General features: G+C 61.6%; 17 protein-coding genes. 9 read left to right on the top strand and 8 right to left on the bottom strand.

Annotation, left to right across the window (positions count from 1 at the left end; translation table 11 throughout):
• Positions 1-348 precede the first annotated feature (348 nt).
• Genes ACK1U9_RS01240 through ACK1U9_RS01225 form a run of 4 tightly spaced genes read left to right on the top strand, consistent with a single transcriptional unit; the run spans position 349 to position 4,245 of the window.
• A complete protein-coding gene (locus ACK1U9_RS01240) occupies positions 349-1,758 on the top strand; it encodes a circularly permuted type 2 ATP-grasp protein (protein ID WP_449109617.1) in 1,410 nt (469 codons plus the stop codon).
• 3 nt (positions 1,759-1,761) lie between these two features.
• A complete protein-coding gene (locus ACK1U9_RS01235) occupies positions 1,762-2,712 on the top strand; it encodes an alpha-E domain-containing protein (RefSeq protein ID WP_449109616.1) in 951 nt (316 codons plus the stop codon).
• Entirely contained in the window at positions 2,709-3,488 is a 780-nt protein-coding gene (locus ACK1U9_RS01230) for a transglutaminase family protein (RefSeq protein WP_085598460.1), read from the top strand. The genes ACK1U9_RS01235 and ACK1U9_RS01230 overlap by 4 nt, the downstream gene beginning before the upstream one ends.
• Positions 3,489-3,525: 37 nt before the next feature.
• Complete coding sequence (locus ACK1U9_RS01225) at positions 3,526-4,245, top strand: proteasome-type protease (RefSeq protein ID WP_046613784.1); 720 nt, start codon at positions 3,526-3,528, stop codon at positions 4,243-4,245.
• A 78-nt stretch (positions 4,246-4,323) separates the two neighbouring features.
• Here the strand turns inward: ACK1U9_RS01225 and aroE are convergent, their stop codons facing one another.
• Genes aroE through ACK1U9_RS01200 form a run of 5 tightly spaced genes read right to left on the bottom strand, consistent with a single transcriptional unit; the run spans position 4,324 to position 8,162 of the window.
• A complete protein-coding gene (gene aroE / locus ACK1U9_RS01220) occupies positions 4,324-5,142 on the bottom strand; it encodes a shikimate dehydrogenase (protein WP_108481407.1) in 819 nt (272 codons plus the stop codon).
• A complete protein-coding gene (locus ACK1U9_RS01215; protein ID WP_108481406.1) occupies positions 5,139-6,371 on the bottom strand; it encodes a CaiB/BaiF CoA transferase family protein in 1,233 nt (410 codons plus the stop codon). The genes aroE and ACK1U9_RS01215 overlap by 4 nt, the downstream gene beginning before the upstream one ends.
• Positions 6,368-6,823: a MaoC family dehydratase gene (locus ACK1U9_RS01210; RefSeq protein ID WP_046613787.1), complete on the bottom strand. Its 456-nt coding sequence runs from the start codon at positions 6,821-6,823 to the stop codon at positions 6,368-6,370. The genes ACK1U9_RS01215 and ACK1U9_RS01210 overlap by 4 nt, the downstream gene beginning before the upstream one ends.
• Entirely contained in the window at positions 6,820-7,218 is a 399-nt protein-coding gene (locus tag ACK1U9_RS01205; RefSeq protein ID WP_046613788.1) for a VOC family protein, read from the bottom strand. The genes ACK1U9_RS01210 and ACK1U9_RS01205 overlap by 4 nt, the downstream gene beginning before the upstream one ends.
• A complete protein-coding gene (locus tag ACK1U9_RS01200) occupies positions 7,215-8,162 on the bottom strand; it encodes a ketopantoate reductase family protein (protein WP_085598454.1) in 948 nt (315 codons plus the stop codon). Before ACK1U9_RS01200 ends, ACK1U9_RS01205 begins: the two co-directional genes overlap by 4 nt.
• A 93-nt stretch (positions 8,163-8,255) precedes the next feature.
• Here ACK1U9_RS01200 and ACK1U9_RS01195 point away from each other — a divergent pair, with 93 nt between their 5' ends.
• Entirely contained in the window at positions 8,256-9,167 is a 912-nt protein-coding gene (locus tag ACK1U9_RS01195; RefSeq protein ID WP_046613790.1) for a LysR family transcriptional regulator, read from the top strand.
• 59 nt (positions 9,168-9,226) lie between these two features.
• On the opposite strand, the gene ACK1U9_RS01190 is transcribed toward ACK1U9_RS01195, so the two are convergent.
• Together ACK1U9_RS01190 and ACK1U9_RS01185 are read right to left on the bottom strand one after the other, a co-directional pair.
• Positions 9,227-10,366, bottom strand: a complete 1,140-nt coding sequence (locus ACK1U9_RS01190) for a glutathione-independent formaldehyde dehydrogenase (protein ID WP_046613791.1) — start codon at positions 10,364-10,366, stop codon at positions 9,227-9,229.
• A 142-nt stretch (positions 10,367-10,508) separates the two neighbouring features.
• Positions 10,509-10,733 carry a hypothetical protein gene (locus tag ACK1U9_RS01185; protein ID WP_046613792.1) on the bottom strand — a complete coding sequence of 75 codons (225 nt, stop codon included), beginning with the start codon at positions 10,731-10,733 and terminating at the stop codon, positions 10,509-10,511.
• Positions 10,734-10,969: 236 nt separating this feature from the next.
• Between ACK1U9_RS01185 and cyoA the strand changes: the two genes are divergently transcribed.
• From cyoA to cyoD, 4 genes are read left to right on the top strand one after another with little or no spacing between them, the layout of a single operon-like run.
• Positions 10,970-11,893 (top strand): ubiquinol oxidase subunit II, encoded by a 924-nt coding sequence (gene cyoA, locus ACK1U9_RS01180; protein ID WP_338459386.1) that lies wholly within the window; start codon positions 10,970-10,972, stop codon positions 11,891-11,893.
• A 5-nt stretch (positions 11,894-11,898) separates the two neighbouring features.
• Positions 11,899-13,872: a cytochrome o ubiquinol oxidase subunit I gene (gene cyoB, locus ACK1U9_RS01175; RefSeq protein WP_435781199.1), complete on the top strand. Its 1,974-nt coding sequence runs from the start codon at positions 11,899-11,901 to the stop codon at positions 13,870-13,872.
• 3 nt (positions 13,873-13,875) lie between these two features.
• On the top strand, positions 13,876-14,490 hold the full coding sequence (gene cyoC, locus ACK1U9_RS01170) for a cytochrome o ubiquinol oxidase subunit III (RefSeq protein WP_085598446.1): 615 nt from the start codon (positions 13,876-13,878) through the stop codon (positions 14,488-14,490).
• Positions 14,487-14,825, top strand: a complete 339-nt coding sequence (gene cyoD, locus ACK1U9_RS01165) for a cytochrome o ubiquinol oxidase subunit IV (RefSeq protein WP_046613796.1) — start codon at positions 14,487-14,489, stop codon at positions 14,823-14,825. The genes cyoC and cyoD overlap by 4 nt, the downstream gene beginning before the upstream one ends.
• A 100-nt stretch (positions 14,826-14,925) precedes the next feature.
• Here cyoD and ACK1U9_RS01160 read toward each other — a convergent pair whose 3' ends face one another.
• The gene (locus ACK1U9_RS01160; protein ID WP_449109615.1) at positions 14,926-16,473 is read right to left on the bottom strand and encodes a sensor histidine kinase; all 1,548 of its coding nucleotides are present in this window, start codon (positions 16,471-16,473) and stop codon (positions 14,926-14,928) included.
• Between the last annotated feature and the right edge of the window lie 40 nt (positions 16,474-16,513).

The raw sequence follows: 16,513 nt of genomic DNA, 5'->3' as shown, positions 1-16,513 counted from the left end.
AGGATGGGCTTGCTCCAATTCCGGCCAAAAACTGCAGCTGGGTGCATGCCACGCCTTTTTTTGAGGCACGCCTGCGGGCCGCTCCAGTGCTCTGCGCGCGGCTCAATCGTTGTATGCGGCAATAAACCCCTAACGTTTCAATGTCTTAGCGCCCCATGGTTGCCATCCCGGAACTACGCCGGGCTTTCGGCACCTTCATTGCAACGGCTTCTGCGTGCACAACGCACCAGCAATTGATCGGATTCGAGGCTCGCCACAGACACAGCACCCACCTACCCGCAAGGCCGCACCCTGAAACACGTAGATGAACCGCAATGAAGCTGCCGGCAACGGTGGCAAGGAGTGGGTATGTCCCGGGCATTTTTCAATGAAATGTACGAAACGAACGGCAGTTGCCGCCCGCATTACCAGGAGTTCGCCCGTTGGTTGGCAAACACCCCGCTGGAGCTGCTGGAGCAACGGCGACGCGAAGCAGACCTGCTGTTTCACCGCGCCGGTATCACCTTCACCCTGTACGGTGACAAACAGGACACCGAGCGCCTGATCCCCTTTGACATCATCCCGCGCAGCATTCGTGCCAGTGAATGGCGCATGGTCGAGCGCGGCTGCATCCAGCGGGTGCACGCCCTGAACCTGTTCCTGCAGGACATCTACCACGACCAGCGCATCCTCAAGGCCGGCATCATCCCGCCGGAGCAGGTGCTGGCCAATGAAGGCTACCAGATCGCCATGCAGGGCCTGGGGCTGCACCGTGGGCTCTATGCCCACATCGCTGGGGTCGATCTGGTCCGCGACGGTGACGGCAGCTACTTCGTGCTGGAGGACAACCTGCGCACCCCCAGCGGGGTCAGCTACATGCTCGAAGACCGCAAGATGATGATGCGGCTGTTCCCCGAGCTGTTTGCCGCACAGCGGATCGCCCCGATCGACCACTACCCCAACCTGCTGCTGGACACGCTCAAGAGCGCCAGCCCACTGGACAACCCCACCGCCGTGCTGCTCACCCCTGGTCGCTTCAACAATGCCTATTTCGAGCATGCCTTCCTGGCTCGGGAAATGGGTATCGAACTGGTGGAGGGCGCGGACCTGTTCATCCGCGACGAGCATGTCTACATGCGCACCACCGCCGGTCCACAACAGGTGGATGTGATCTATCGGCGCCTGGACGACGACTACCTCGACCCGCTGTCGTTCAACCCTGACTCGATGCTGGGCGTGCCGGGGCTGATCTCGGTGTACCGCGCCGGCAACGTGGTGCTGGCCAACGCGGTAGGCACCGGGGTGGCGGACGACAAGTCGATCTACCCCTTTGTCGACGACATGATCCGCTTCTATCTGGGCGAAGAGCCAGTGCTGAACAACGTCCCGACCTGGCAGTGCCGCAAGCCTGCAGAGCTTTCCCATGTCCTGGCCCACCTGCCCGAGCTGGTGGTCAAGGAAACCCAGGGCTCCGGTGGCTACGGCATGTTGGTCGGGCCAGCGGCCACCAGTGCGCAGATCGAGGACTTCCGCGCCCGCATCAAGGCCCGTCCGCACGCCTACATCGCCCAACCCACCCTGTGCCTTTCCACATGCCCGACCTTCGTCGACAACGGCATCGCCCCGCGCCACATCGACCTGCGCCCGTTCGTGCTGTCCGGCAGTGAAACGCGGCTGGTGCCAGGCGGCCTGACCCGGGTGGCCCTTCAGGAAGGCTCGCTGGTGGTCAACTCGTCGCAGGGCGGCGGTACCAAGGACACCTGGGTGGTGGAGGACTGAACCATGCTTTCGAGAACTGCTTCCGACCTGTACTGGATGTCGCGCTACCTGGAGCGCGCAGAAAACCTTGCGCGCATGCTCGAGGTGAGTTATTCGCTATCGCTGATGCCCCAGGCCGGCCGCAGTGACGGCCATGCCGAGCTGGCCATGTCACTGCTGGCATCCGGAACGCTGGACGACTACCGCCGCCGGCACACCGAACTCGACACCGAGCGCATGCTGCACTTCTTCGCCCTCGACGCGACCAACCCCGGCAGCATCTATTGCTGCCTGCAGGCGGCCAGGACCAATGCCCACGCAGTGCGTGGCCGCATCACCGCCGACATGTGGGAGAACATCAACGCTACCTGGATCGAAATGCGCAACATTGCCAGCAATGGCCTCGGCCGTTATGGCATCAGCCAGTTCTGCGACTGGGTCAAGGAACGCTCGCATCTGTTCCGCGGTGCGACCTCAGGCACCATCATGCGTAACGACGCGTACAGTTTCATCCGCCTGGGGACCTTCCTGGAGCGAGCCGACAACACCCTGCGCCTGCTCGATGCACGCTATGAAATGTTCGGTGAGGCCTCCGAGGAGGTCAGCGATGACTCCGCCCGTGGCTATTACCAATGGAGCGCGTTGCTGCGCGCGCTGACCTCCTACGAAGCCTTCAACGAACTCTATCGCGCCGCGCCCAGTGCACGGCCGGTATCGGAGCTGCTGTTGTTGCGGGTCGACGTGCCCCGCTCGCTGCATGCCTGTAGCGAGGAACTGGACCAGATCCTTGCCAGCCTGCCCGGCAGCACCGGGCGCGCCGCCCAACGCATGGCCGCCGAACTCAACGCTCGCCTGCGCTACACCGCGATCGACGAAATTCTCGAAGCGGGGTTGCACCCGTGGTTGAGCGACTTCATCGGGCGCATCAATCAACTGGGCCAGGCGGTCCATCACTCCTATCTGGAGGTCGTATGAAACTGTCCATTCGCCACGACACTACCTACAGCTATGCCAGCGATGTGTGCAACAGCATCCAGTTCCTGCGCCTTACACCACGCAGCAGCGAGCGCCAGCGCATCAATGAATGGCAACTGGACCTGCCCTGCAAGGTCAAGGCCCAGATCGACCCCTATGGCAACATCCTGCATGTACTGACCCTGGACAAACCCCATGGCCACCTGGCGCTGACCGCCAGCGGCCAGGTGGAGATCGACCCGGAGCGCGAGCAGGAGGCCGGCGAACATTCCCCCCTGCCATTCCTGCGCGGCAGCCACCTGACCCAGGCCGATGACGCACTCAAGGCCTTCGCCAGCCGACATTGTGGCGAACACCGCGACCGGGCGGCACTGATCGGGCTGATGCAAGGCCTGGCCGAGCACATGCCGTACAGCCCCGGCGCCACATCGGTGGGCACCACTGCCATCGAAGCGTTCAACGGCGCGGCCGGGGTTTGCCAGGACCATACCCACGCGTTCCTTGCCTGCGCACGCAGCCTGGGTATTCCGGCACGCTATGTCTCCGGCTACCTGTGCACCGAAGACGAGCAGCACCTGGCCAGCCATGCCTGGGCCGAGGCCTGGGTCGATGACGCCTGGTACAGCTTCGACATCACCAACCGCCTTGTTCGGCCAGAGCGTCACCTGAAGCTGGCAGTGGGCCTGGACTACCTCGATGCCTGCCCGGTCAGGGGCGTGCGCCGCGGGGGTGGCGCCGAATCGATGCAGGCCAGCGTGCACGTGCACCGCCAGTGACAGGCGCAGTACCCGTTCATAAAAAAAGGGAAACAGCATGACCTATTGTGTCGCCATGCACTTGGCGGACGGGCTTGTCTTCATCAGCGACTCTCGCACCAATGCGGGCATCGACCAGATCGCCAGCTTTGCCAAGTTGTTCGTGTTCGGCGTGCCGGGGGAGCGCCTGATCGTGCTGCAGACCGCCGGCAACCTGGCGACCTCGCAATCGGTGGTGAACCTGCTCCAGCAACGCACACGGGGCCCCGGCCCCCACCTGCTGAACGTTGCCACGCTCTACGATGCAACGGTACTGGTCGCCGATACACTGCGTGAAGTGGTCAGCCGTGATCGCAGCAAGCTGTCGGCCGGAATCGACTTGAGCAGTTCGTTCATTGTCGGCGGCCAGATAGCCGGTGGCCCCATGGGCATATACAACGTCTATGCGCAGGGCAATTTCTTCCAGGCCACGCCGGACACCCCGTTCCTGCAACTGGGCGAGAGCAAGTATGGGCGGCCGATTCTCGATCGCAACCTTGGCTACCATATGCCACTCGACGAAGCGTTGCGCTGCGGTCTGATCTCGTTCGACTCGACCATTCGCAGCAACCTGTCGGTGGGCATGCCATTGGACCTGTTGGTGTATCAGAAGGACAGCCTGGAAATACCGAAACGCCAGCGCATCACCAGCGACGATGCCTATTACGAGCAGATACGCAGGCAGTGGAGCGACGGGCTGAGAAGGCTGTTGGCCGAACTGCCTGCGCCGCCCTACTGATTGGCAGGGTTCCTGTGGGCTGCGCTGTCGCGTAATGAACTCAATTCGAAAGCGACCGCTGCCACAGGGACCGTGATCCTACTTGAGGGGAATGGTCAGGCGATCGATCACTGCCCGAGTTTCTGGCCGCACCCCGCGCCACCAGGCGAAAGCCTCCGCCGCCTGCTCGACCAGCATGCCGACGCCATCGGCCAGGCGCGCCACACCCTGCGCCTGGGCCATGCGCAGGAACGGCGTCAGGCCTTTGCCATACGCCAGCTCGTAAGCAAGCCGCGTCTCGCCCAGCACGCCCTCGGGCAGTGGCGGCAGCTCGCCGGTTAGGCTCGCGGAGGTGGCGTTGACCACGATGTCGAAGGACTGTCCCTCCAGCTCCTCATAACGGCTGATGCGCAGCCTCGGATGATCCACTTCGTTGCGCAAGGTGAGCGCCTTGGACATGTCACGGTTGGCGAGTACCAGCTCGCTCGGCCCTGCCTGCAGGAACGGCAGCAGCGCACCACGCACCGCACCACCGGCGCCGAGCAACAGTACCCGTCGATTGCCCAGCGGTTCACCGAGGTTTTCCTCGATATCCCGCAACAAGCCAATGCCGTCGAAGTTCTCGGCAACGATACGGCCATCCTCGAACTTCAGTGCATTGGCCGCCCGCGCCAGCTGGGCGGCCTCGCTGCGCTGGTCAGCCAGCTCGAAGGCACGCAACTTGAACGGCGCGGTGATGTTCATGCCCAACCCGCCCTCATCGCGAAACTGCAGCACCTGGGCCTCGAAGCCCTCGAGTTCGCCCTCGATGGCGCCGTACTCCAGGCACTGGCCACTGGCCTGGGCGAACAGGCCATGAATCAACGGGGACTTGGTGTGGTTGATCGGTCGGCCGATCACTGCATAGCGGTCGCTCATCTGGCATCTCCGTGGGTGAACAGCACACCGTCTGCTTGCATGGCGGTGATTTCTTCAGGGCTGAAACCTAGGCCGGCGGCCACTTCGGCATTGTGCTGACCGAGGTCCGGGGCCACCTGGTGGATCGTGGTATCGCAGTCGGAAAAGCGGAACGGCAGGTTGGGCAGGCGCAAGGTACCGTAGCGCGGGTGCTGCTGCTCGATGACCATGTTGCGCGCCTGGATCTGCGGGTCGGCCACGACTTCGTCGATGCGCTGCACCTTGGCGCTGGGGATGTCGATGGCATCGAGCAATTGCAGGATATCGGCTACCCGGCGCGCACCGACCCAGTCACGCACCACGGCCAGGATCGCCTGCCGATGGGTGTTGCGACCATTGAGGCTGTGGTAGCGGTTGTCACTGCCGAACCCGGGCGGGCCACCATTGGCCTCGAGCATCGCGGCAAAGCGCTTCCAGGCGTCGTCTACCTGGGCGGCGATCACGAGGTCGCCATCGGCCGCGCGAAACACGCCGTACAGGGTGGAGGTGGGCATGTCATGGCCGGTCTGCTCGGGCAGGACGGTGCCGTCGGACAAGGTGTAGCACTGCACCGCGTATTCATGCATCGACACCAGCGTGTCGTACAGGGCCATGTCGATGTGCTGGCCACGACCACTGCTCACCCGGCCCAGTAGCGCCGCATTGATCGCCGCCACGGCATGAATGCCGGTGTACATGTCGCCCAGGGAAATGCGCAGCAACGGCGGCGCTTCGCCTGGCACGCCGACCATCTGCATGATCCCGCTCTTGGCCTCGGCAATCAGCCCGAAACCGGCGCGGTGGGCATCCGGCCCGGTATGGCCGTACGCGGAGATGGAGCAGTACACCAGTCGCGGGTTGCGCGCCGACAGCTCTGCATAGCCCAGGCCCAGTTTGTCCAGGGCGCCGGGGCGATAGTTTTCGACGAACACATCGGCCGAGTCGGTCAGGCGTTGCATGAACGCCTTGCCACGTGGGTCCTTCATGTTCACGCTGACGCCCTGCTTGCCCATGTTCAGCTGCAGGAAGTAACCACTCTGCTGTTCATCAAGGGTAAACGCGTGCTGGCGGCCGGCATCGCCGCTGCCCGGCCGTTCGACCTTGATCACCTCGGCGCCTAGTGCTGCCAGGCAGCGGCCCACATAGGGCCCGGCCAGGAAGTGGCTATAGTCGATGACGCGGATACCCGCCAATGGCAATGCCTGGCTCATGCCTGCACCCTCCTCGGCACCATCAGCCGGTGCTCGCCACGCTGCACGACTTCGCCGTGCTGGTTGATCAGCTCCGACGGCAAGACCACGATGCCCCAGCCCGGTCGGCTGTTGCTCGGGCGCATCGCCCCCACGCGCATGCGCACGTGCAGCACATCATCGACCTTGATCGGCAGCACGAAGTCCCACGTCCAGCCCAGCGACATGCCCGGTACAAAGCGGTATTCGCACTGGGTCTTCAGGCCGTCGGCGATCGACAGGCCGAACAGACCATGGGCAACCAGGCAGCCGAAGTGGCTAGCGTTGGCATACGCCTCGTCGACATGCACCGGGGTATGGTCGCCGGTGAGCTCGGCGTAGGCCAGGATGCGTTCGCGCGTCACGGTATAGGTGGGGCTGATGCATTCATCGCCCTCACGGGCATCGTCCCAGTATTTTTCAACCACGCTCATGCCACCACCTCTGCACGTGGGTCGATGGCCAGAGCCTGGGCGACGCATTTCGCCGGCAATGCCTGAATGAACTCGACCGCCAGGCCGTCAGGCAGGCGCAGCCAGTTGCGGCCTTGGGGCATTTCGCTGACGCCGAAGCGCTGTGCGGCGGCCAGGGCAGCTTCGAGGTCCTCGCACATGATGCCCAGGTGTGCCATGCGCCCTTCCGGCCCGGCAAAGTCCGGCTGGTGTATGAACTGCAGGCCACCGAGGGTCCAGTACTGCGCAGGCTGCTCGACGTCGCCCTGTATTTCACGCATGGTCATGCCGCACACCTCGCTGAAGAAGCGGATGTGCCACTGGATGTCCCGCACCCAGAACGCAACGTGTTCAAGGTAGGCTTTTGGCTGGCTCATGGATTACTTCCCTTCTGCTGATCGGCCATGGCGCGCTCGATACCCTTGATGCAGGCAACCAGGGTCGCGTTGACCGGCGTAGCCACGCCATGGCGCTGGCCCCAGCGCACGACGGAGCCGTTGATGAAATCGATCTCGGTGACCGAGCCTTTTTCCAGGCTCTGCAGCATCGAGGTACGGAAGCTTGCCGGCAGGCCTTCAGCTGCCAGGCGCCACGCAGCGTCCGGGCTGGTGAGGTTCAGGCGGATGCCGGCACGCTCGGCGACGGCGATGGCCTCGCTCACCGCTGCCTTGGCGGTGCTTTCCAGCAGCGGCTCGCTGTACAGCTGGCCATAACTGAGCATGGTGATGCCGCTGAGCGCGCCTGTCGCGACGTTGACCAGCAGCTTGTCCCACATGGTGCCGAGAATGTTGTCGCTGACCGTGGTGGCGAGCCCGGCGCCATTGAAGACCTCGGCAATGGCCTGCACACGGGAGGTCCGTTGGCCATCGAGCTCGCCGATGAAGGTGTGCTTGCCTGCTACACCGGCACGAATCGAACCCGGCGCCAGCAGCACGCCACCGACATAGGTCTTGCCGGCCAGTACCCGCTCACGCCCCACGGCCTCGGCCAGGATGTCTTCGTGGCCAAGACCGTTCTGCAGTGACAGCACCAGCGTCTGCGGCCCGATCAGCGCCTTGGCACCGGCAATCGCCTCGCTGGTGTGGAACGACTTGACCAGCACCACTACCAGGTCCGCCACGCCCACGGTTGCCGCATCGCAAGCCGCCCTAACCCGGACCTGCCGCTCGCCGCGCTCGTCCTGTACCCGCAGCCCGCGCAGGTTCATCGCCTCGACATGTGCCTGGCCACGATTCAACAGCCAGGTTTCGTGCCCCGCCTCGCTCAAGGCCGCACCAATGGCGCAACCCAGGGCGCCGGCGCCCAGAATGCAGATTTTCAAATCGCGGACCTCCTGTGGTTTGCGACCACCTTATGCAGCGAGGCTTATTTCGGCTATACAATGAGATCAATAGACCTATTGAGTTCTGCAATAATGAGTACGCTCGATGCCTTGCCCGATCCCAAGCTGCTGCAGCTGTTCGATGTGCTTTACCAATGCCGTAGCGTGACCCGCAGCGCCGAACAGCTCGGCCAGAGCCAACCTACCGTGAGTATCTGGTTGGGGCGCTTGCGTGAAGAACTCAACGATCCGCTGTTCGTGCGTACCCCTGGGGGGATGGCCCCTACCCCGCGGGCAGACCAGTTGATCGGTCCATGCCGCGAGGTGCTGGAATCGCTGCGGCGCCTGACTACCTGGGAGCCGCAATTCGTTCCGGCCACAGCGCAACGGCGCTTTCGCCTGTGCGTCAGTGATGCCAGCCATATCACCCTGCTGCCCAGCATCCTCAACCACCTGCGTACGCATGCGCCGGGTATTCGCCTGGAGGCGGCGCGCATAGATGGCAATACCGAAAGCGCGCTGGAGTCGGGCGAGGCGGACCTGGCCATCGGCTTCGTGCCTTGGTTGGGTGCGGGGATGTATCAGCAAGTGTTGTTCGAACAGGACTGGGTCTGCTTGAGCGACACGCGACACCCTCGACTGGGCAAAGGCATGACCGTGGCGCGCTACGAGGCCGAGGGGCATGTACAAATCAGTGCCGGGACCGGGCAGAAGTTGCTCGAGGCTGGGCTGGCACGGGCCGGCATCGAACGCAGGATAATGCTGGAGCTGCCGGCGTTTCTGGGGTTAGGCATGATTGTCGGGTCGACCGACCTGGTGGCTACGCTGCCACGGCACATCGGGCAGACACTTGCCGACATGCATGGTCTGCAGGTGCACGATTGCCCGTTTGCAGTTGAGGGTTTCACGGTAAAGCAGCATTGGCACGCGCGCTACCAGCAAGACAGCGGGAATCGCTGGATGAGGGAGGTGGTTCGGGGCTTGTTTCAAGCAGGTGCCAGTTAGCTCACCAGACGAACCCCTCCCTCGCCGAGGTTCCTTCCCTGGAAGCTTCGGGGTGCGAGTCAGGCAGCAGGCTTGAGCACCACCTTCGTCCAGCCATCATCGCGCGCATCAAAATGCTTGTAGGCGTCGGGGCCTTCAGCAAGCGTCAAACGATGGGAAATTATCTGGGAAGGTTTGGCGCGCCCATGATGAATGAGCTGCGCCAGGCGGCGATTATAGGCCTTCACATTCGCCTGGCCTGTGCGGATGAACTGGCCCTTGAACCAGAACGCTCCGAAATCGAAAGCCATCTTGCCCTGCTTCGCCAGGTCGTTCTTCGCACCCGGGTCTTCTGGCACGAACACACCCACGACACCTATGCCACCGGTAGCCTTGGTTGAGGCAACCAGGTTGTTCATGGTGAGGTAGTTCGCTTCATGGCCATGCTTGTCGCAGCACTGGTAACCCACACATTCGCATCCCCGATCGGTGCCTCTGCCGTGGGTCAGGTTCATGATCTCGTCCACGGCCTTTTGCTCGACCGCGTTGATGGGGGTTGCCCCAAGCTGCGCGGCCAGCCTCAAACGATCCGGCTGGTTGTCGATCACGAATACCTCGGAGGCACCTTTGATGATTGCCGAATAAGCCGCCATCAACCCGACAGGGCCCGCTCCATAGATCGCAATGCTCTCGCCCGGCTGCAGGCCGGCAAGCTCTGTTGCATGCCAGCCAGTGGGGAAAATATCCGAAAGCATGACGTAGTCATCTTCACGTTCCTGGGCGTCCTCCGGCAACACCAGGCAGTTGAAATCAGCGTATGGCACACGCAACAGCTCAGCCTGGCCACCTTGGTAGGGTCCCATGTCGGCAAAGCCGTATGCGGCCCCGGCAGTCCCCGGGTTGGCGGTGAGGCAAAACCCTGTAAGGCCTTTTTCGCAGTTTTCGCAGAACCCACAGCCGATGTTGAAAGGCAGGCTGACCCAGTCGCCGACCTTGACGCGGTCCACCCCTGCCCCGACCTCTATCACCTCACCGAGGTTCTCATGGCCGAACACACGCCCGGCCTCGAACGATGTGCGCCCCTCATACATGTGAAGGTCGGACCCGCAGATATTGGTGGTGGTGATGCGCACCAGCACATCAGTTGGTTTCTCGATTCTTGCATCGGTGACATTCTTGACGGCCACGTCGCGCGGTGCGTTGTATACGATTGCTTTCATGCTGAACTCCCAGAAGTCAGGGGCGATGGAAAGCGCCCTACCCTGTTGGGGTAATCGATTTACCCCCGGTGTTCAGTGCTGTACGTGAATAGCAGATCAGTGGCGCTAATCATCGTCGCGCCTTTGATCTGTTGCCGTTGCCTCAGCGGCGGCGTTTCCTGTCGGCCTCCTCGAGGTGCTGGTTGATCTGGCGCGTCTGTTCTTCCTGTTCATGAATGGAGGTGGGCGTAATGACTTTGTCCACCGTTTCGGTATCCGGGTCAGGGCGCTCGAGCAGCGGGTCTGGCGCCCGGTGCCCTTGCTGCGCCTCTTCAGAAGACAGCGGCCTTGGGACCTTGTCGCCGGTCTTGCCTTCATCAGGTTTCATGCGCTTCTCCTCGCATCAATGAATGTTTGCAGAAGAGTCCGACGGTGGCAAAAAGTTTGATCCGCTTGCTTTGGGGCAAACACCGCCCGCCCCTCGCCGAGGCTGTGGAAAGAAAATTCCTCGAGTTTGCATAACACCATTCGTCGTGATTACGGGATTTACATACAACCTTCCTGCCCGGGTCGTCCTTCTACATCAACACAACAAACATTCGGCAACAATTACAGGATCCGCGCATGGCAGAGGGAACTACTAAAGCCACACGACTACTCGGCCTGTTGATGCTGGGCGTCATCACGCTGCAGCTTTCGGGCTGCGACATGGTGCTGTTCAACCCCAAGGGCCAGGTCGGGCTGGAACAACGCAATCTGATCATCCTGGCCACGCTGTTGATGCTGGTGGTGGTCGTCCCGGTCATGATCATGGCGCTGGTGTTCTCGGTGCATTACCGCGCCTCCAACGAAAAGGCGCGCTACACGCCAGAGTGGAGCCACTCGCGCGCAATCGAGGCAGTGGTCTGGGGCGTGCCGCTGCTCATCATCATCGTGCTCGGAGTGGTGACCTGGCGTTCTACCCACGCGCTCGACCCGTATCGTCCGCTGGATGCCGACAAGGCGCCGGTCAAGGTGCAGGTCATCGCCACCGACTGGAAGTGGCTGTTCGTCTACCCCGAACTGGGCATCGCATCGGTCAATGAACTGGCCATGCCGGTGGACACACCCGTGGATTTCCGGGTGACCTCCGATGGCGCCATCACCTCGTTCTTCATTCCTGCGCTGGGCGGGCAGATATATGCGATGGCCGGCATGCAGACCCAGCTGCACCTGATCGCCAATGAGCCGGGCAGCTATACCGGTATCGCCGCCAACTACAACGGCCCCGGCTTCTCCGACATGCACTTCAAGGCCCTTGCACTCGACCAGGCCGGTTTCGATGCCTGGGTGGCCAAGGTCCGCGGCTCGCAACGCCAGCTCGATCAGAGGCGCTATAAGCAGCTGGCCGAACCCAGCGTCGGCCATCCGGTAGAGCATTACGCTGCGGTCGATGCCGGCCTGTTCCAGTCATTGATCGACAAGTACCAGGGCATCAACCGGTCCCGCGAGGTCGAGCGGCGCTTGAGTGCCCCCCAGGATGAATCGCCGCAAGGCAGCAAGGAGTGACACACATGTTCGGGAAATTGACCTGGGATGCCATCCCCTTTGACGAGCCCATCATCATGTACACCCTTGCCGTGGTCGGGCTGATGGGTATAGGCGGGGTCGCGGCCATCACCTGCAAGCGCAAGTGGACGTACCTGTGGAAGGAGTGGTTCACCTCGGTCGACCACAAGCGTATCGGCGTAATGTACATCGTCGTCGCCCTGGTAATGCTGCTGCGCGGTTTCGCCGACGCTTTGATGATGCGCACCCAACAGGCCATGGCCTCGGACGGTTCGCCCGGCTACCTGCCGCCGGAGCACTACGACCAGATCTTTACCGCCCACGGCGTGATCATGATCTTCTTCATGGCCATGCCGTTCGTGGTCGGTTTGATGAACATTGTGGTGCCGCTGCAGATCGGCGCCCGCGACGTGGCCTACCCGTTCCTCAACGCAGTGAGCTTCTGGCTGTTCGTTTCCGGCGCGGTGCTGGTCAACATCTCACTGGGCATTGGTGAGTTCGCCCGCACGGGTTGGGTCGCCTATCCGCCGTTATCCGGCATCGCCTACAGCCCCGGCGTGGGCGTGGACTACTACATCTGGTCGTTGCAGATATCGGGGATAGGCACCTTGCTGACGGGGCTCAATTTCTTCGTCACCATTCTCAAGATGCGCACCACCGGCATGACCTTGTTCCGCATGCCGGTGTTCACCTGGACCGTGCTGTGCACCTCGATCCTGATCCTGGCCGCCTTCCCCATCCTCACCGCGACGCTGTTCATGCTCACCCTGGACCGTTACCTGGGCATGCATTTCTTTACCAACGAACTGGGCGGCAACCCGATGATGTACATCAACCTCATCTGGGCCTGGGGCCACCCAGAGGTGTACATCCTGATCCTGCCGGCATTCGGCATCTTCTCGGAGGTGGCTTCGACTTTTTCGCGCAAGCGGCTGTTCGGCTATTACTCGCTGGTATGGGCGACCATCGTCATCACCGTGCTGTCGTTCGTCGTCTGGGTGCACCACTTCTTCACCATGGGTGCCGGGCCGAACGTGAACGCGTTCTTCGGCATCATGACCATGATCATTGCCGTGCCCACAGGGGTGAAGATCTTCACTTGGCTGTTCACCATGTACCGCGGGCGGGTGCGCTTCGAGACACCAATGCTGTGGACCGTCGGCTTCATCGTCACCTTCAGCATCGGCGGCATGACCGGTGTGCTGCTGGCAGTGCCAGGCGCCGACTTCCTGTTACACAACAGCCTGTTCCTGATCGCGCATTTTCATAACGTGATCATCGGCGGCGCAGTATTCGGCTACATGTGTGGCCTGACCTATTGGTTCCCCAAGGCGTTCGGCTTCAAGCTCTACGACCCGCTGGGGCGTGCGGCGTTCTGGTGTTGGCTGGCAGGTTTCTATTTCGCTTTCATGCCGTCCTACTTCCTCGGCTTCATGGGCATGACCCGGCGCCTGAACCATTTCAATGTGCCCGAGTGGCGGCCGTTTCTGCTGCTGGAGATGGTTGGCGTGCTTATCATCCTCTGCGGCGTGGCCTGCCAGCTGACGCAGCTGATCGTGAGCATCCGCAAGCGCCACGAAAACCGCGACCGCACCGGCGACCCTTGGGACGGCCGCACGCTGGAATGGGCCACCGCTTCACCGCCGCCGTTCTATAACTTCGCCGAACAACCGGTAGTGCACGGCATCGACGCCTATTGGGGCATGAAGGAACGCGGGGTCAAGACACTTGTCGAGGCGGACTTCCGCAAGATTCACATGCCGTGCAACACCAGCCTGGGCGTGGTGATCGGCGCGTTGAGCACGGTGCTGGGCTTCGCCCTGGTGTGGCACATCTGGTGGCTGGTGATCGCCAGCCTGCTGGCTACGGTGGCAGCATTGATCGTGCGCAGCTACGACCAGCATACCGAGTACTACGTGACGGCCGAGGAAGTCGAACGCGTGGAAACCGAACGGCGCCAACTGAGGGCGGAGGCTTGAGCCATGTCGCATATCGTCCTGAACGAAACTGCCCATCAGCAAGAGCAAGGTTACGAGGATGCGGGCTCGCTGAGCCTGTTTGGCTTCTGGGTCTACCTGATGACCGACTGCATCCTGTTCGCCACGTTGTTCGCCACCTACGCCGTGCTGGGCCAGTCGGTGGCAGGCGGCCCGGGCGCGGCAGACATCTTCGAATTGCCCTATGTGCTCGGTGAAACCGGCTTGCTGCTGTTCAGCAGTATCACCTACGGCTACGCCATGCTCGCCAATCACCGCAACGACAAACGCCGCGTGTTGCAGTGGCTTGGTGTCACCTTCGTGCTCGGGTTGGGTTTCATCGCCATGGAGCTCAACGAATTTCATCACTTGATCGCCGAAGGCTACGGCCCGCAGCGCAGCGCGTTCCTCACCGGCTTCTTCACCCTGGTTGGCACCCACGGCCTGCATGTACTGATCGGCCTGGTGTGGATGGCCTTGCTGATGATTCAGGTGCAGCAGCGCGGCCTGTGCTGCGTCAATTCCACACGGCTGAGCTGCCTGAGCCTGTTCTGGCATTTCCTCGACATTGTGTGGGTGTGCGTGTTTACCGTCGTCTACTTGTTCGGGGTGATCCAATGAGCAGCGAAAGCCAGGTTCATAGCAGCGCCGGGGCCAGCCAGTCCAGCCACAAGTCCTACAACGTCGGCTTTGTGCTGGCTGCCCTGCTGACGCTGATCCCTTTCGGGCTGGCCATGTATCCAAGCTTACCGCGCACCGCCACGTTCCTGCTGGTGCTGGCTTGCGCGGTGATCCAGATTCTGGTGCACATGGTGTTCTTTCTGCACCTGACCACGGCGCGTGAGCAACGCTGGAGCCTGGTGGCGCTGGTGTTCACGGTAGTGATCATCGTGCTGCTGGTGGGGTTGTCGCTATGGATCATGTACTACGTGCACTACAACATGCTCGGTTTGTGAAATCGGATCGACCTGTGGCGCCCTCATGAAAGAACGCGATCAACAGCCTCGTTCAGCCTGACCGGGCAAGACAATGGGGCCACTTTCAAACGCTCGGTGTCTACAGCTTGAAACGGACGTGTATACAGCTTTTACTATCTGTCCGATCCACCTCGACAGCCGCACTGCCGTAGCCGGAATAGCTTTTGACCAAGCGCATGCCGAGGCCCGTGCCCGTCGGCTTAGGGTAATTATCAGGGAATCCATCGCCCTCATCCCTGACGGTGAGCAGGGCATGGTCGCCGGCATGCTTGACGATCACCTCGATGGCGCCCTTGCCGTATTTGAGGGCATTCGTGATCAGTTCAGAAATTACCAATCCCAAAGGTGCCATTCTTTCTGGGGGCAAGACGAAATCGTCAGCCTCCAGCACAATTTTCCGGTCGGCCAAGGCTCTGCCCAGATCCCCCAGCAGAGCATCGAGGTAATCACGAGCGCGCAGTTCCTGGCCTTCGGCAGCTTGATACAGCCGCTCGTGAACCGTGGCAATGGTCACCACTCGCCCGGCGGCGGTTTCAAGTTGCAACTTGACCGCTGCGTCAGGCGTGAGATTGGCCTGCAGCAACAGTAGCGTGTTTACCAGGTGAAGGCTGTTCTTGACGCGATGGTGGATTTCTTCCAGGTAGAGGTCGCTTCGGTTTTGCTTGCTATTCTGAGCCTCGATCAGCGACAGCAATTGAGCCTCATACTGATGACGTTCCGTGATATCTCGCGATACTGCGATGATCCGCTCGACCTTGCCTTCCACTCCGAGGATTGGCGCCACCGTCACGTCCCACCATTTTGGATCATCTGCAGAGATGGGGTGATATGCCTCGAATCGAGCGGTTTCGCCACCACTCACTTTTGCCAATGCCTCCCAAACGAGCGAACGAGACTCCTCGGGCCACAAATCATGCCACTGCTGACCTTTCACGTCCGCCAAATGGGTAGCCAGGAAGAGGAGCCCCGTTTCGTTCATGAACTCGATCTCGCCGCTTGACGTCAGGATCTCGACCCAATCGGGGCTCGCGTTCAGAAGGGTTTCCGAATACGGATCGGGAACAGAGACATCTGCTCCCGCAGATATTCGCTCAAGGGCCATGGAAATGACGTTGGAGATACCCTCCAGAAATACCAGATCGCTTTCTACAAAGTCGTCCCCGTCACTGCTATCGGCTTCGAGGACGCCAAAGGGGCCAAGCACGCCCCGGATCGGGACGTTGATAGCCCGCTCGATTCCGTATTTCTTCAGCAACTCCGGTGTTCGGAAGCGGTTCTCCATGCCCAGATGGTTCGAGAGCACGGGCCTGTAGGTAGCCAATGCATAGCCTGCCGGGCTTGCTTCATCGGCACCCACGGCAGCCCGACCGATGTCAGAAGCGTCCCAGCCCACGCCGTGTGACAAGACGAAACCTTCCCCCTCCTCTGCCGGCTGCAGCACCTTGGCGAAGCGAGTGCTCATCCCTTCAGCGACGACTTCACAGGCATGGGTCAACAACAAATCCAGGTCAGTCGCTTTCAAGGCCATCACGCCAAATTCCACCACCAGTTCATGTTGGCGTTGCAGGCGCACATGGGTCTTTTTCAAGGCCGCTCGGATGGTTTCGTCAACTGGTAGCTGCTGCATGGTCTTCCCTTTCGGATTGACGGTTTACGCCCCCGGAAAC

The organism is Pseudomonas sp. XP1, assembly GCF_053557675.1.
This window is presented reverse-complemented; position numbering and strand designations above follow the sequence as displayed.

Bases quoted from the DNA above. Each gene is read 5' to 3' on its own strand.
- ACK1U9_RS01160 (WP_449109615.1), bottom strand. From the start codon at position 16,473: ATGCAGCAGCTACCAGTTGACGAAACCATCCGAGCGGCCTTGAAAAAG.
- cyoA (WP_338459386.1), top strand. From the start codon at position 10,970: ATGGCAGAGGGAACTACTAAAGCCACACGACTACTCGGCCTGTTGATG.
- cyoB (WP_435781199.1), top strand. From the start codon at position 11,899: ATGTTCGGGAAATTGACCTGGGATGCCATCCCCTTTGACGAGCCCATC.
- ACK1U9_RS01225 (WP_046613784.1), top strand. From the start codon at position 3,526: ATGACCTATTGTGTCGCCATGCACTTGGCGGACGGGCTTGTCTTCATC.
- cyoD (WP_046613796.1), top strand. From the start codon at position 14,487: ATGAGCAGCGAAAGCCAGGTTCATAGCAGCGCCGGGGCCAGCCAGTCC.
- aroE (WP_108481407.1), bottom strand. From the start codon at position 5,142: ATGAGCGACCGCTATGCAGTGATCGGCCGACCGATCAACCACACCAAG.
- ACK1U9_RS01190 (WP_046613791.1), bottom strand. From the start codon at position 10,366: ATGAAAGCAATCGTATACAACGCACCGCGCGACGTGGCCGTCAAGAAT.
- ACK1U9_RS01235 (WP_449109616.1), top strand. From the start codon at position 1,762: ATGCTTTCGAGAACTGCTTCCGACCTGTACTGGATGTCGCGCTACCTG.
- ACK1U9_RS01230 (WP_085598460.1), top strand. From the start codon at position 2,709: ATGAAACTGTCCATTCGCCACGACACTACCTACAGCTATGCCAGCGAT.
- ACK1U9_RS01215 (WP_108481406.1), bottom strand. From the start codon at position 6,371: ATGAGCCAGGCATTGCCATTGGCGGGTATCCGCGTCATCGACTATAGC.
- ACK1U9_RS01240 (WP_449109617.1), top strand. From the start codon at position 349: ATGTCCCGGGCATTTTTCAATGAAATGTACGAAACGAACGGCAGTTGC.
- ACK1U9_RS01185 (WP_046613792.1), bottom strand. From the start codon at position 10,733: ATGAAACCTGATGAAGGCAAGACCGGCGACAAGGTCCCAAGGCCGCTG.
- ACK1U9_RS01195 (WP_046613790.1), top strand. From the start codon at position 8,256: ATGAGTACGCTCGATGCCTTGCCCGATCCCAAGCTGCTGCAGCTGTTC.
- cyoC (WP_085598446.1), top strand. From the start codon at position 13,876: ATGTCGCATATCGTCCTGAACGAAACTGCCCATCAGCAAGAGCAAGGT.
- ACK1U9_RS01210 (WP_046613787.1), bottom strand. From the start codon at position 6,823: ATGAGCGTGGTTGAAAAATACTGGGACGATGCCCGTGAGGGCGATGAA.
- ACK1U9_RS01205 (WP_046613788.1), bottom strand. From the start codon at position 7,218: ATGAGCCAGCCAAAAGCCTACCTTGAACACGTTGCGTTCTGGGTGCGG.